This is a genomic window from Pirellulales bacterium (genome assembly GCA_036490175.1).
In the GTDB taxonomy this organism is placed as follows: domain Bacteria; phylum Planctomycetota; class Planctomycetia; order Pirellulales; family JACPPG01; genus JACPPG01.
The window spans coordinates 1-12,622 of sequence record DASXEJ010000217.1 but is presented as its reverse complement, the minus strand read 5'-3'; the positions used below and the strand labels follow the sequence as shown (position 1 = coordinate 12,622).

The following is a 12,622-nucleotide window of genomic DNA, read 5'->3' as shown; positions in this document are numbered from 1 at the left end:
CACGATCGACGGCGCGGTTCACGCATGGGGTTAGTCGATAATCGCGCGAAAGTTATGCTCACGCGGCATTTGCTGATAACAACATACGCCTACGAAGAGACTAATATCATGTTGCGCTTGCCTGTGTGTTTCGCGATGGTCTTGTGTGCCGGGATTTGTAATCAAGCCGCTGCCGAGGTCTTGGTCGCGACGGAAACCGTGATCGGGTCGGGCGTTTTTGATGGACAGAGCTTCAACGATGTTTTGGTCACGCTAACAGGCACGATCGATTCCAGCACGCTCGACGTCGACAATCCTCCGGACGGATTTGCTGCGATCTCTCTCACGGGAAACGCGACGGTCGCCGTGGGAGGTGTTTCGGACACGCTGACGGGGCGTAGCGTAAACCCGGCCAATGGCTCGTTGTTCAATGGTCCCTTTGCACTTAATAGCACCGCCTTGTCCGAAACCAGCACCACCTTCATGGGCGCCGACGTCGGACTGGAAGCCGAAGTTTTGATTCTCTCCGCCAGCGATAGCTCGGCGAATTATGCCACCGCGCTGGTGGGGACCGGGAGCGTCTCGGGACATGCGGGGATCAGTGTCGGCTATGAATTTGCAACCAGCAGTGGCGGGTTTTTGCAACTGAATTCCACAGCCTCTAATGCCACCGTGACGATCTCGGCCGCACCGGAACCGGGCAGCCTGATTCTTTGCTGCCTCGGTGCCGTCGGTATGGCGCTAGTGACTTATCGCAAAGGTCGCCACCTGACACGCGCAGGAGCGCACCGCACGACGGTTTCCGAGAGGAACTAGAAACCGAACGGATGGCGGTATTCGCAAGATCCGCCGCGTTGACGAGCTACCGAGGTCGGCACCTTCGGGTCGAGAGGCGTTCGTCGCCAGCCATAGGTTCCTTGGGCGCTCGCACCGGCACACTCCGACGCCTTAGCGCTGCTGGCTACCGGTTTGTCCTGCTATGTCGGATGGATCCCTGCGGCCCTGGGCGATGATAGCGCTTACTTCGTTGGCAGAGAGGGGCACCCACACGCCACGGTCGCGGTGGAAACGCTGGCCGTCCTTCCGATCACCTGGTGGCCGCTTCATCCTCGGCGTGGGGACCGCCAGTTGCGACGAATCAATATGGCATCGGCTTTCGACTCGTCGCTGTTCCCGAGCCATCATCAACGGTACTCGCCGGGCTCGGCGGATTCGTGTTGTTGGCGTGGCGACTGCGCCGCGCTCGATGGGCGGATACACGACCTCGGACGTGACGTGAATGCCTCGCGGACGAGCGCGGTGAGAAGGTTATAGGGTCCGCTTGGCATCGCCGTTGTCCACATGCCGCCGTCCTTGGCGCGGCGTTAGTGCGACTTGGTCGTCTCTTTGGCTTGCTAGTTTTTAAGAGTTCCGCAAGGACGGAGAAATCGCTTGGCCTTTGTTCCCTTGCGAATTGGAAAGGTCTCGATTCGTCAGGATAAATTAGGCAAGGAATTGGGTAAGATTGGTCAATTATTGACGGCGTTTAGCACCATGCTGTGTTAGCAAAGCGATAGTGAGGCAAGTCGAATTCGCGCGTAACCGACTAAAAAGTACAATAGCGCGTGGGGATGCCACATTGGACCAGCTGCGTAAGGATTTTTAGGATGTTCAAGCCGCGTACCCAAGACGAGCAATTCTTGCTGAGCACTGTCTGCATTGAGACGGAGCATGGTACCGCCACCGGGTTCTTCTTTGGGTGTCAAAAGGGGAAAAGCGATCTCCTCATCACAAGCCGGCACGTCGTCGATGGTGCATCGTACGGATTACTGCGACTGCACAATGCTTTCTGGAAAGATAACTGCCACGACGAATCGCCGACGTTCGAAATAGAACTCAACAACTTCGAGAATCTTTGGATCAAGCATCCCGAAGAATCGATCGATCTCGTGGCACTGCCGTGCAAGGTTATCGACGATGCGGCGGCGCGCATCGGACGCGAGGCCCACTGGATGACGATCGAGTCGGTCATGGTCCCTTCTGCGGCTCGGCTTGTGGCCCTGAGCGCCGTCGAGGATGTTCTCATGCTTGGCTATCCAAATGGTCTGTGGGACAAGTCGCACAATCTGCCGATCTATTGTCGCGGCATTACGGCCAGCCATCCGGAAATCGATTTCTGTGAAAAGCCCGAAATACTCATCGACATTGCCTGCCTACCAGGCTCGACGGGTTCACCGGTGTTCGTGCTCAATGCCAAGGGCCATACCGACGATCGCGGGAACGTTCGCTGCGGCGAACCGCAAAACCTTTTGCTCGGAGTCGTCCATGGTTCGGCGACCATCGGCTCGGGCGGACAAATCGCTGCTCCGCCGACGTCGATGGCGATCCGCTCGCGCGAGGATTATGCGATCCATCTGACGTACGTCATCAAGTCCCAGGAACTGTTGCGATTTGCCGAGGTGATCCCGCAGCGCTGTCAGGTCGCAACGACCTGAGTCCCGCCCCAGGAAAAACGACAAACCGACGTATCCCCGCGTCAGACCGTACGCGGAACACGTGTGAATCGCCACGATTGCTGAACGGCCCGTTTAGCCACGGTTTCTCAGGCGAGCGAGAACGTGGCCGGGGGCCCGAGATGCTGTCGCTCATGCCTGCGATGCTACGCAGCGCGGGGCCAACTGTCCTGGCCACGGCGGAACCTGGGCAGTCTTGGTTTTTGTCGTGCGCTTTGCCGTCGGATCTCACGGCGCGCGTGCCGGCCCCTTAGGTCGTCCGAACAGCGTTAAGCTGGCGCGCGTGGTCTGACCATCCTGGCTTCGGGCGTTTCAGTATCCGCCCTCATCCCGGCTTACGGGAACGGCGCCGGTCGTCACCGTCTGTCGAATGCTGCTTGACTGACGGCTTCCAATTGTATTATAACACTAATACAATAGTGCAATCAGCGTTTTTAGAAGCGTATCAGCAAGCGATGCAATTCCGCCTGTCCAAGAGCGACGGTGTGCCGATCTATCGGCAGATTGCCAACCAGGTGAAGTACCTGGTCGCGGTGGGTCGTCTGTCGGTCGGCGAGCAGTTGCCGACGGTGCGCGCGCTCGCCGAGCAGTTGGTCGTGAATCCAAATACCGTGGCGCGCGCCTACCGGGAACTGGAATCCGCCGGTGTGATCACATCTCGACAAGGATCCGGCGCGTTCGTCGCCGGCAATGGTTCGCCTTTTGCCCATCGCGATAAGCAAAAGTTGCTGCAAGAGCGCATCGACGTTTTGCTGGCCGAGGCCAATCACTTGAATGTCGACGTATCGACCGTGATCAAAATGGTGCGCGATCGCAGCCGCAGAATCCAATCGGAGTAGCGCCATGTCAGACGCCATCGTCGAAATCGATCACCTCTCGCGACACTTCGGCCGGAAGCAGGCTCTCGACGATGTGGCACTGCGCATCGAGCGGGGAAGTGTGTTTGGTTTGGTGGGTGAGAACGGCGCCGGAAAAACGACATTAATCAAACATATCCTGGGATTGCTCAAGGCTACGCACGGTTCGGTGCGCGTCTTTCAATTGAGCCCAGTGCTGGACCCCGTCGGTGTGCTCGGCCGGATCGGATACTTGTCGGAAGATCGAGATCTGCCGGACTGGATGACGGTCGCGCAATTGATGCGCTACAACCAGTCTTTTTTTCCAGGATGGGATCAAAGATTTGCCGATCAATTGCAGGACCAGTTCGAGCTGGACCCTCAGCAACGGATCAAACGGCTTTCGCGAGGGCAACGCGCCCGTGCCGGACTGCTGATCGCCTTGGCTCACCGACCCGATCTGCTGATTTTGGACGAACCTTCTTCGGGCCTGGATCCCGTCGTTCGGAACGATATCTTGTCGGCTGTTATTCGTACGGTCGCCGATGAGGGTCGAACGGTGCTGTTTTCCTCGCATTTACTCGACGAAGTCGAACGTGTCGCGGATTTTGTGGCGGTCCTGCATAAAGGCCGCGTTGCTTTGAGCGCCCCTTTGCACGAAATCCTCAACAGTCATCGACGGCTTGTTTTGCGATTCGAGGCATTTCAATCCACCCGTCCCAATCTGCCTGGCATCCTCTCGTGCCAAGGCGAAGGTCGAGAGTGGACTGTGTTGTGCAACGGCGGTCTGGAAGAGCTGCGGGCGGCCGCGAAGCAATCGGGCGCCCAAGTGGTCGAGGAAGAAAGTCCGACGCTGGACGAGATCTTTCTGGCCAGGGCAACTGCGATGCGCTCGTAGTTTCCGTTTCCACGCGAAGGCGGGTTAATCGCCCGGGAATACACCCATGAACCGCACGCGAAGCAATACGGTCAAAATCGCCGTCGCGCTGACTTGGGAGTTCTGGGCGCAGGGCTGGCGCGCCATTGTGCCCGCGCCCTTGGGTGCGATTGCACTGCCAGGCTTCATCTTCGGCATGCTGTCGTGGGAACACGGCGTGCCGATTCGCGACACGGGGACCGCCGATCTTCTGGAATTCAGTTTCTATTGGATAACCCTGGTGCTTCTCGGGGCGCCGGTACTTGCTGCCGTGGGAAATCCCGCACGACGCTATGCCCTGCCCGCCTCGAGTCTGGTGCTGGCTGCGGTGCCAATGGCGTGCGCGATGGTGACCCTGTTTGTTGAATACGCGCTTGTGGCGCTGATCCTCAACGCATTGTTCGATGCCGGCTGGCTGATTTGGGGACCTGGCTTGCTGGCCGCACTACTGATTGCCTGGTGCCAGGCGGTCCTGTGGTGGCACCCCCTGTTCGGCCTCGCTGGCTTCTTGCCGCTGCTGTTTGTCATCAAGCGATGGACGTCCCCCGCGGGTTTAGCGATTGACGAGCTATTCAACGCCAGCGGTTGGCACATCTTGTCGTTCGGCCTGGCGGCGATCGTCTGTGTTGTCGTCGGTGCATTGGGCTTTGCCAACCGCCGGCATGGTTCGGAAATCGATATGAAACGAATGGCCGACTGGTTGAGCGACGGCTTTCGTTATTGGACGTCGGCCCGTACGGCCTCCTTTTCGTCCGCTACCACGGCCCAATTCTGGCTGGAATGGACAGAGCGCGGCTATGTCTTGCCCCTGACGGTAGCGTCGCTCGGAATCGCGACGTTGCCCTTGGGCTGGTTCATTTCTCCGAGTGAACGGGCCGATTTCGTCCGCGGAGTTTCTGGTTTCAATCTTGCGCCCCTGTTCGCGATCGGGATTTTTTGGGGGCTGCGCTCAACACAAGGCGAATTTGGAAACTTCAATGGCTCGCGTCCCCTCTCGGACAGCCAACTGGCCAACGCGGTACTCAAGAGTGCGACGCTGGGCCTGGTCTTGTCGGCCATGGTTTGGGGCGTATGCATGGCCGTCGTCATTTTGCTCTTCAGCGAGAATGCAGAGACGTCAAAGGCTTACCAGGTTCTTAGCCAACTCGGCATCGTCGGCACGCTAGCCCGCGTTGTGCTGGGCGCGACCGCAATATGGAGCGCTATTGGGTTCGTTACATCCCTGGTACTGGCGGGCACGCGCGTGTTTGCCGTTGGGTTTGGCCTGGTCATTGCCGCGGCAATGGCGGGAGCCTTGATCCCACTGTGTCTGCGCCATGACGCTCGCCCCGTGTTCACCCAGACATATTTGTGTGTTTGTCTGGTGGTCTGCCTGATCGTCGTTGCCGCGACATTCATGGCAAGCTGGCGTCTCCGCTTGATTTCCCTGCCTATCCTCTGTTTGGCGGCAGGCATCGTGGTTGCTGCGCTGCTCATGGCGCAGCTGGGCGGCCTGACGCATGAATCGAAATACCTGCTGCCCGTCCTCTGTGCCTGCGGTGTGTTTTCCATGCCGCTCGCTGCGGCGCCGCTGGCGGTCTATACGAATCGCCACAGCTGAGCGCTCGCCGCCACCCGAAACGGGGAAGCCCACGTTGACCGTTCCCGCGTCCCCTCGCCGGGCCAGTCTAGGCCACGAAGATGCCGCGATCTCAATAGGCCGGCGGGGACAAGCCGGCAACGACATAGTGTTAGGCAGTTCTTGAACGTCGCTCTCGACTGTCATTTTCGACTGTCATTTGGACTGCCACGCTTGTCTGTCGCTACCCTCGGGCCGCTACGGCTGCGCGGCGGTAAACGACCATGAATGTTCGCGGACGGTCATTTCACATACGATGGCGGACATTGTTGGATCGGGGCGAACCGTCTTGGCCGCGAATAACGCGTCGGCCTTGTGAGGCACAGAGTGCAATCCCACCACCGCCCGCTGCTCGATGGCCTGCAGATTCTGGATTTTTCCCACGCCTTGGCCGGCCCCTACTGCACGATGCTCTTCGCGTTGCACGGTGCCACGGTATATAAGGTCGAGTCACCCACCGGGGACATGGGACGTCAGTGGGGGCCGCCCTTCGTGGGCGACGAGGCCAACTATTTTATTGCGCACAATCGTGGAAAACTCGGCCTGTCGATCGATCTGAAACGTCCCGAGGGGATTGAACTTTGCCAACGGCTAGCCGATAAGATGGACGTGCTAGTAGAAAACTTTCGGCCCGGAACCATGGACCGTTTGGGCCTTGGCTATGCGGCCTTGCACGCGCGCAATCCTCGTCTGGTCTATGTGTCGATCTCGGGGAATGGCCAGACCGGTCCCGCGCGTGACGAAGCCGCTATGGACCTGATCGTGCAAGCCTCGAGCGGATTGTTAAGCGTCACGGGCTCGCCCGATGGGGCCGAGCCGGTCCGCTGTGGCTATTCCGTGGTCGACGTCACGGCCGGGATGATGGCCACGATCGGTGCTCTGACGGCCCTCCGCGCGCGAGACCAATCTGGCCTGGGGCAGTGGGTCGATGTGGCCATGTACGACGCGATGATATCGGCCATGACTTCGAACTTTATGAACTATCTGGGCTCCGGGGTCGTTCCTCGTCCGCTGGGCACCGCCTTTGCCGCCGTGGTGCCGTATCGGGCCTTTCTCGCCAGCGACCGAACTTTCACGATGGCGGTGGGGAGCGAGAAGCTGTGGTCGGCATTTTGTCGCGCAATTGGCCGCGACGACTGGCAGTCTCACCAGGATTACGCCACGAACGCCCTCCGGGTTAAAAACCGCCAAACGCTGGAACGTCTGCTGGAGGACATATTTCTCCAGCGGCCTGCCGAGCATTGGTTGCAGGTACTTCGCGGCAGCGGCATCCCCTGTTCTTTGGTGCGCGATTTTGCCGAAGTGGTTGAAGCTCCACAGAGCGAACATCGCGACATGTTCCCGAGCGTATCTTGCGGCCAGGGAAGCACACGAGTTACCGGCGACCCCATCAAGTTCCCAGATAGCCCGCCCGTTCCCCTCATGCCTGCGCCCCGTCTGGGCGAGCATACGCGGGTGGCACTGCGGGAGGTGCTGGAAATGAATGACGTGGAGATCGACGCATTGGCGAAGCAGGGCATAATCTGAAACCGCGATTCACGAGCCCATTTTGGCGCGGCATGGAGTAACGATCCCGCGCTAATCTTCCAGAACCCAGTCTCGCCAAGTTATATTTCGCGCTGTATCGCGCGCAACCGGCAGGGTAGCCCCATGAAGCGACTCTTCAAATTCCGCACCCTCATCGTCGTATCGATCCTGGCGGTGCTCGTTGTCAACCGGCTGTTCGCCCATCGCAACATCGAGCGATTGAACGATGACCTGAAAGAGGTAGCGCATACTCACCACGTGTTGGATCTTACCTCAGACGTATTGACGGCGGTCCTTGATGCGGAATCTGGACAACGCGATTTCTTGATTACAGGCAGCGATACGTCGCTACAGCCCTATCAGGCTGCCCTGACTCGTGTCGACACTCGCCTGCAGCAGCTCTCGGACGCGACGCAGGACAATCCACGGCAGCAACAGCGCATTGCCATGCTGGGGGATCTTATAGACGCTCACCTTTCCAGGTTGAAGACCGCCATCGAATTGCGTAGGCAAGACGAACGGCTGGCGCAACTGTCTGTCGTAGGCACTCAGGGCAAGGAGCAGCTGGACGCCATTCGCAGTCTCATTGGCGAGATGAAAGACGAGGAAACAGCGCTGTTGACCGAGCGCAACGTTCGTTCCAACAGTACTTATCAATTTGCCATTCTGACGAATCTGGTGACCGCCATTGCGGCACTGATAATTTTTTTGACCTACGTCGTATTGCTCAATCGTAGCCTGGCGGCCAGGCAGAGCCATACCGAGGCCATTCAGAGCGCGCACCAAAAGTTGCAGGCGGAAATGCGCGAGCGCAGCCACGCCGAGCAAGCTCTGCGGGAGAGCGAACGAATCTATCGAGCTATCGGAGAATCGATCGACTACGGCATCTGGCTGTGCGATCCCGACGGCAAAAACACCTACACCAGTCCGTCGTTCTTGCGGCTGGTCGGCTTGACGCAGCAGCAATGTTCCGAATTCGGCTGGGGAGCGGTTCTACACCCTGACGATGCAGAGCGCACGATCGAGGCCTGGAAGGAGTGTGTTCGGGCGCGCAGTATGTGGGACAGAGAAAACCGTTTTCGCGGCCGTGACGGCGCGTGGCATCCGGTGCTGGCGCGGGGCGTGCCCGTCGAAGACGAGGAGGGCCGGCTGGTTTGCTGGGCTGGCATCAACCTGGATATCGGCCGCATGAAGCAGGCCGAGAAAAAGCTGCAGCAGGCTCACGACGAGCTAGAAATGCGCGTTGAGCAGCGCACTACAGAGCTAACGAGTGTCAACGAAGTATTGCAGCGCGAGGTCCGAGAGCATGCCATTGCAGCGGGGCGACTATGCGAACGTGCCGAGGAAATCGAGGCCCTGATGGATATTTTGCCGATCGCTGTGTGCATTGCGCATGATCCAGCCTGCCACACGATCACCGGCAACAGCGCAGCCTATGAGCTCATGCGTTTGCATCCAGGCATGAATCTCTCGCGAACGACGATGCCGGATGAGGTACCGGCCGACTTCCGCGCATTATTGAATGGCAGCGAATTGTCGCCAGCCGAGCTACCCATGCAGAGGGCGGTGACAGCCCGGCTTCCTGTGCGCGATGCCGAATTCGAACTCGTTCGCGCCGACGGTTCAGTACGCCATATATACGCCGATGCTGTGCCACTTTTCGACAATGCCGGCAACGTGCGGGGCGGCATTGCCACTTGCATTGATGTCACCGAGAGACGGGCGCTGGAAGAGTCGGATCGTCGACGCCAGCAGGATCGGTTGTCGTCGTTGGCAACGTTGGCCGCCGGGATCGCGCACGAGATCAACAATCCTGTCGGGACCATCCTGCTGGCGGCTGAAATGGGTCTGGCGTCGGACGAGCGTGCACGTCAGGCATTGACGGATATCGCAGCCGACGCGAGACGATGCGGCGAGATCGTACGCAACGTATTACAGTTCGCCCGCGGAGAAACGATGGAAAGGCAGCCGGCGGATTTGAATGCCGCCGTCAGCGCGGCGTGCAATGCTGTCGCCGACTACGTGCGCGGCCATGAATGCTTGCTGCACGTCGCGCTCGATGCCGGCTTGCCGCAGCTAGAGATAAACGCGCGCGGGATCGAGCAAGTGGTAGAAAACCTGGTGCGAAATGCGGCCGAGGCCTCGACGGCAGGTGGAATGATTGACGTCCTCACGGAAGCACACGACAAGAGCATACTCATCGTCGTGCGGGACCAGGGAGCGGGAATTGCACCCGATGCGTTGCGGCGCATTCGCGAGCCATTCTTTACCACGCGCCGCAATCGAGGGGGGACGGGCCTGGGTCTTAGCATCGCAAACAGCATCGTCACCGACCACAACGGCACGTTGCGATTTCAAACGACGCCCGGAAAGGGCACCAGCGTAACCATCGAATTACCAAAGACCTGGCCTCTTAAGACGTGACGCGCCAACTCCCTATGTTCCCCTCAAGCCGTTTTGGACTCCTCGTTGCGGCCAATTCCACTGTAACGATCTTTTCGACGATCCGATCGCTCGCACAACCGCATCGCAAAGCCCGGATCTTTGGCTCTGCGAGCAAGGCGATGGTCCGGTGCTTGTGCATTGGTAACGGATTCTGGCCTTTCCACGGGCGACAATCCACCACATGAACCATTGCGGCGTTTTTGCGCCGAGATCAAGAATTTTGGAGAGCGCTTCGCATAAGCCAAGTTTCCTGATAGTTTGCAGTCGGTGTCCAGACCACACGACGTTTGCCCTGCTCTAAACACAAGTAGCACACAATCATGAAGCCAAAGAACACCCTCTGCCTCTGGTTCGACAAGGACGGCCACGAGGCGGCGCGCTTTTACGCCGCCACCTTTCCGGATAGCAAAGTGACTGCCGTACACAAATCCCCCAGCGACTTCCCCGGCGGCAGGATGGGGGATGTGCTGACGGTGGAGTTCACCGTACTGGGCATTCCTTGTCTCGGCCTCAACGGCGGCCCGGCGTTCAAGCACAGCGAGGCCTTTTCTTTTCAGATCGCCACCGATAATCAGGAAGAAACGGACCGCTATTGGAACGCGATCGTCGGCAATGGCGGCAAGGAAAAAGCTTGCGGTTGGTGCGAGGATCGCTGGGGCCTCTCCTGGCAGATCACTCCCCGCACGCTCACCGATGCGATGGCGGCTGGCGGCAATGAGGCAAAGCGTGCTTTCGAGGCGATGATGAAAATGAAGAAGATCGACATTGCCACCAGCGAGGCTGCCCGGCGGGGCTGACCTGAACACGACGGCCCTGGGTCCGGTGCGACTCGGCCGGCCGGGAATGAGAAACGCAGTCAGCCCCTCGGCGAGTTTTACCTCCTCACCGAGGGGAGCTGACTGGTGGTGCTGGCTCGCGGTGTTTTTCGTTATGCGGGTCGGATCGCTATCGATTCGCCGAATGTTTTCCACGCGGGGTGGTTAGGAATCGAGAATCTCTCTCGCCACGCGGCCGTGCACGTCGGTCAGGCGGAAGTCGCGGCCTGAATAGCGATACGTCAGACGCTCGTGATCAAGTCCGAGCAGGTATAGGATCGTGGCGTGCAGGTCGTGTACGTGCATCTTGCCGTCGATGGCTTTGATGCCGTACTCATCGGTGGCGCCGTAGGTGCAGCCGGGCTTTGTGCCGCCGCCGGCCATCCACATGGTAAAGCCTTTGGCGTTGTGGTCGCGGCCATCTTCGTTTTGACCGGCCGCCGTACGACCGAACTCGCCTCCCCATACGACGAGTGTGTCGTCGAGCAGGCCGCGTTGTTGTAGATCCTGCAAAAGCGCAGCGATCGGACGATCGACGCTGCGGCATTTTGTCGGCAGTTTCTTGCGCAGATTGTCGTGGTGGTCCCAGCCGGTGCTGGTGAGCTCGATAAAGCGGACGCCGGATTCCACGCACCGTCGGGCCAACAAGCATTGGCGAGCGAATTCGGCGGTGGCCGGTTCCTTCAGCCCATAGAGCTTGGCGGTCGCTGCCGATTCCTTCGACAGATCGAACAGTTGTGGCGCGGCCGTTTGCATGCGGAACGCCAATTCGTATCCGGCGACCAGGCTGTCTAGTTGTGCATCGGCCGTTTCGCCCTGAGGTCGCGCACGGTGCAGATCCGCGATCAGGTTCAATTCTTCGCGCTGCCGACGCGCATCCCAGCGCGGATTGCTGACATGTTCCAGCCGGGCCTCGGAGACTTTCTCGCCTTCGCCGCCGAAGCGCGTCGCCTGGTAATCACCCGCCAGAAATCCGCTGCCGTAGTTCAGCACACCACCGTTATTCGCCAAGGGGTTGATCGAGATGAAACCTGGTAGGTCCTGGTTCTCGGTCCCCAGACCATACAGCACCCAGGCGCCGATGCTCGGCCCGGGAAAACGGGGCGAGCCGGTGTGCATCTGCAGCGTGGCCTGCGGATGATTGGGGATATCGGTGTGCACGCCGTGCAGCATTGTCAGCTTGTCGATCTGTTGCGATACGTGCGGAAATAGCTCGCTGACCCATCGACCCGTCTCTCCGTAGCGGGCGAACGTCCACGGGCTGCGCAAAATCTTCCGGCCCGTGCCGGCGGGGTCGGGCTTTTCATGATCGGCATTGATCAGCGGTTTATGGTCGAACGTGTCGACGTGACTCGGTCCACCTTGCATGAAGAGGAAGATGACCCGTTTGGCTCGGGCCGGGTGATGACCGGTTTTGGGCGCAAGGGGACCTGGCACGAGCGAGTTAGTTGTTTGCCCGGCTTGTGTCGTAAGCGCAGCCAGCGCTAGATAGCCGAATCCACCTGCCGCAGTTTGCAACAATTGCCTGCGCGAAATCGTGACGGGAGCAATGGCAGGCAAAGCGTCCGGCAGTCGCAGGTTCTGCGGTATGTGGGTCATGGCGTCATGTTCTCACTTCGAACGGGGCAGTACCCGCCGGTGCTACAGTCGTGCGCGATTGTCCCTAGCGCTCAAAATACAAAACGGAATTCCGGCATCGACAACACGGCCTGCGACACCAAAGTCCACAGGTCGAGCGGCGTCGCATTATCGTCGCGCGGTGAACGGACAAAAACAAGAATGCGGTTCCGCTCGGCCGAGGTAGCCGCACGCCCCAATGTTAATCGGTACAACAGATCGACCCGTTCGGCATCGGATCGTTCGGTAAGCAACCGCGTGGCCAGTTGCTCGGCGTTTTCGAGCATGAACGTGCTGTTCATCAGGTAGAGCGCTTGGGGGGGCGTACCGGTGACGTCGCGTTGCGGCACGATCAGATTAGGGTCAGCCTGATCGAA

10 protein-coding genes are annotated in these 12,622 nt (G+C 59.4%); 8 read left to right on the top strand and 2 right to left on the bottom strand.

From position 1 onward, the window contains the following. The first annotated feature begins 108 nt into the window (after positions 1-108). The 8 genes from VGG64_15450 (at position 109) to VGG64_15415 (ending at position 10,610) form a co-directional block, all read left to right on the top strand. Complete coding sequence (locus VGG64_15450) at positions 109-795, top strand: hypothetical protein (protein ID HEY1600998.1); 687 nt, start codon at positions 109-111, stop codon at positions 793-795. A gap of 830 nt (positions 796-1,625) precedes the next feature. Beyond that, complete coding sequence (locus VGG64_15445) at positions 1,626-2,453, top strand: hypothetical protein (protein ID HEY1600997.1); 828 nt, start codon at positions 1,626-1,628, stop codon at positions 2,451-2,453. A 437-nt stretch (positions 2,454-2,890) separates the two neighbouring features. Further along, complete coding sequence (locus VGG64_15440; GenBank protein HEY1600996.1) at positions 2,891-3,310, top strand: GntR family transcriptional regulator; 420 nt, start codon at positions 2,891-2,893, stop codon at positions 3,308-3,310. A 4-nt stretch (positions 3,311-3,314) separates the two neighbouring features. Continuing rightward, positions 3,315-4,205: an ABC transporter ATP-binding protein gene (locus VGG64_15435; protein ID HEY1600995.1), complete on the top strand. Its 891-nt coding sequence runs from the start codon at positions 3,315-3,317 to the stop codon at positions 4,203-4,205. A 46-nt stretch (positions 4,206-4,251) separates the two neighbouring features. After that, positions 4,252-5,823 (top strand): hypothetical protein, encoded by a 1,572-nt coding sequence (locus VGG64_15430; GenBank protein ID HEY1600994.1) that lies wholly within the window; start codon positions 4,252-4,254, stop codon positions 5,821-5,823. A gap of 345 nt (positions 5,824-6,168) precedes the next feature. Further along, positions 6,169-7,368: a CoA transferase gene (locus VGG64_15425; GenBank protein HEY1600993.1), complete on the top strand. Its 1,200-nt coding sequence runs from the start codon at positions 6,169-6,171 to the stop codon at positions 7,366-7,368. 123 nt (positions 7,369-7,491) lie between these two features. Next, positions 7,492-9,792, top strand: coding sequence for a CHASE3 domain-containing protein (locus VGG64_15420; protein HEY1600992.1), 2,301 nt, complete (start codon positions 7,492-7,494; stop codon positions 9,790-9,792). 341 nt (positions 9,793-10,133) lie between these two features. Next, positions 10,134-10,610 (top strand): VOC family protein, encoded by a 477-nt coding sequence (locus VGG64_15415; protein HEY1600991.1) that lies wholly within the window; start codon positions 10,134-10,136, stop codon positions 10,608-10,610. 183 nt (positions 10,611-10,793) lie between these two features. Here VGG64_15415 and VGG64_15410 read toward each other — a convergent pair whose 3' ends face one another. Both VGG64_15410 and VGG64_15405 read right to left on the bottom strand, forming a co-directional pair. Further along, on the bottom strand, positions 10,794-12,227 hold the full coding sequence (locus VGG64_15410) for a DUF1501 domain-containing protein (GenBank protein ID HEY1600990.1): 1,434 nt from the start codon (positions 12,225-12,227) through the stop codon (positions 10,794-10,796). A 71-nt stretch (positions 12,228-12,298) separates the two neighbouring features. Then, positions 12,299-12,622 (bottom strand): DUF1553 domain-containing protein (locus VGG64_15405; protein ID HEY1600989.1); only part of this gene is annotated, 324 nt, incomplete at its 5' end.

What these genes read in the sequence shown, in the direction of transcription:
- VGG64_15445 (HEY1600997.1), top strand. Translation starts at nt 1,626, where the DNA reads ATGTTCAAGCCGCGTACCCAAGACGAGCAATTCTTGCTGAGCACTGTC.
- VGG64_15420 (HEY1600992.1), top strand. Translation starts at nt 7,492, where the DNA reads ATGAAGCGACTCTTCAAATTCCGCACCCTCATCGTCGTATCGATCCTG.
- VGG64_15415 (HEY1600991.1), top strand. Translation starts at nt 10,134, where the DNA reads ATGAAGCCAAAGAACACCCTCTGCCTCTGGTTCGACAAGGACGGCCAC.
- VGG64_15450 (HEY1600998.1), top strand. Translation starts at nt 109, where the DNA reads ATGTTGCGCTTGCCTGTGTGTTTCGCGATGGTCTTGTGTGCCGGGATT.
- VGG64_15435 (HEY1600995.1), top strand. Translation starts at nt 3,315, where the DNA reads ATGTCAGACGCCATCGTCGAAATCGATCACCTCTCGCGACACTTCGGC.
- VGG64_15410 (HEY1600990.1), bottom strand. Translation starts at nt 12,227, where the DNA reads ATGACCCACATACCGCAGAACCTGCGACTGCCGGACGCTTTGCCTGCC.
- VGG64_15430 (HEY1600994.1), top strand. Translation starts at nt 4,252, where the DNA reads ATGAACCGCACGCGAAGCAATACGGTCAAAATCGCCGTCGCGCTGACT.